2 protein-coding genes are annotated in these 656 nt (G+C 75.5%); both read right to left on the reverse strand.

The features are described 5' to 3' along the window. On the reverse strand, positions 1 to 397 hold a 397-nt coding region (locus OOT08_RS01720), incomplete at its 3' end, for a potassium-transporting ATPase subunit C (RefSeq protein ID WP_325090842.1). Between the two features lie 106 nt (positions 398 to 503). After that, on the reverse strand, positions 504 to 656 hold a 153-nt coding region (locus OOT08_RS01725; RefSeq protein ID WP_325091276.1), incomplete at its 5' end, for a hypothetical protein.

Raw genomic sequence — 656 nt, forward strand, 5'->3', positions numbered from 1 at the left:
TGAGCGCGTCGGCGGGGATCTCGGCCGGGGCGACGCCGTTGGCGCGGGCGAGCAGGGCGCGCCGCTCGGTGACCTGGGCGATGAGCTCCGGGTGTTCGGGTCCCAGATTGCTGCCGGAGGAGGCCCGGCCGTCGTAGCCGTCGCCCGCGGCGGAGGGGCGGCCCTGGAACCAGCCGGGCAGCGGCGCCCCGGCGGCGTCGGCGAAGTCCTGGCCGAGCAGCCGCGAGCCGAGGGCGGCCCCGGTGCCGGGGTCGGTCAGCAGGGAGCCCTGCGCTTGGGCGGGCAGGGCGAGCTGCCCGACGCCGAGGATCACGGCTGGGTAGCCGAGGCCGAGGACGAGGGTGGCGAGGAGGACGGCGCGGAGGGCGACGCCCAGGGTGCGAAGGGTGGAGGACACGATCCCGATCTTTCCGTTCGAGGAGGGTCCCTCCCGAGCCTGCGGCGGTGCGTTCCCCGGGGGGAACGCGGCCCACGCAGTCAGCCCGCGGAGGGGGTGGGGTGGCTTAGAAGCCGGGGAGGAGGCTGATCGCGAGGTCGATCAGCTTGATGCCGAGGAAGGGCACCACGACCCCGCCGAGCCCGAAGACGAGCAGGTTCCGGCGCAGGGTCCGCGCGGCATCCATCGGCCGATAGCGCACCCCCTTCAGGGCGAGCGG

Origin of the sequence: Leucobacter sp. M11 (assembly GCF_035726885.1) — a bacterium.
Lineage (GTDB): Bacteria > Actinomycetota > Actinomycetes > Actinomycetales > Microbacteriaceae > JAPFRB01.